The sequence below is a fragment of the Clostridium sp. AF50-3 genome, from assembly GCF_003477445.1.
Taxonomy (GTDB): Bacteria; Bacillota; Clostridia; order Lachnospirales; family Lachnospiraceae; genus Otoolea; species Otoolea fessa.
The window spans coordinates 1-734 of sequence record NZ_QUDH01000054.1 but is presented as its reverse complement, the minus strand read 5'-3'; the positions used below and the strand labels follow the sequence as shown (position 1 = coordinate 734).

Genomic DNA, 734 nt, shown 5'->3' with positions numbered 1-734 from the left:
CGGGATGGTTAAATTCCAATGGAGCAGTGAAGCACACTGCCGCCTGTGAGAAATCCTACATCTCTGGGGTGATAAGAAAAAGTACAGAGAAACCATATTTTCAGAAAGCGCTGCCGGGTGCTGTATCAGCATGATACCTGGCAGGCTTTATCCATATCAGTGTATGGAGATTGGAGACAACAGCATATGAAAGAAAACTGGGTTTATCGGCGAGGTGATTTATATCTCGCCAATCTCGGTGTTCCGGTAGGATCAAAGCAGGGCGGTGTTCGTCCTGTTGTGGTTCTTCAGAATGATGTCGGCAATTATTATGCGCCGACGATCACGATTGCTCCGCTGACATCGAAAATTGAGAAGAAGCGAAAACAGCCAACGCATTTCTTTCTCCGTAAAGCAAAGGGACTGGCAAAACCGTCCATGGTATTGGCAGAACAGCTCGACACCTGCGACAAGATATGCGTGATTCGCTATCTTGGGCGGGTAAGTAAGGGGCAGATGCGTGGGATTGATGAAGCTGTAAGGATTCAACTTGGATATTACATTCCGGAACAAGCAGAGAAAAAAAGACAGGGCAAATGCCGAAAGGATGGCGAAGAAGGCGATGGATAAACTGATTACAAGGAAAGAAGCAGCCAGTATACTGGGAATCAGCGTAAAAACACTGGATGCTGCAAGAACAGACGGTTTGATCTCCTATGTTCAGTATGTGGAAAACGGCTGCGTTTATTTCACGG

The 734-nt window shown here is 46.6% G+C and carries 1 protein-coding gene and 1 pseudogene; both read left to right on the top strand.

Annotation, left to right across the window (positions count from 1 at the left end; genetic code table 11):
- Window positions 1-186: 186 nt before the first annotated feature.
- The gene (locus tag DW085_RS18795) at window positions 187-609 is read left to right on the top strand and encodes a type II toxin-antitoxin system PemK/MazF family toxin (protein ID WP_002576364.1); all 423 of its coding nucleotides are present in this window, start codon (window positions 187-189) and stop codon (window positions 607-609) included.
- A pseudogene (locus DW085_RS20100) lies at window positions 602-734 on the top strand (DNA-binding protein); the annotation flags it as partial. The gene DW085_RS18795 and the pseudogene DW085_RS20100, both read left to right, overlap by 8 nt.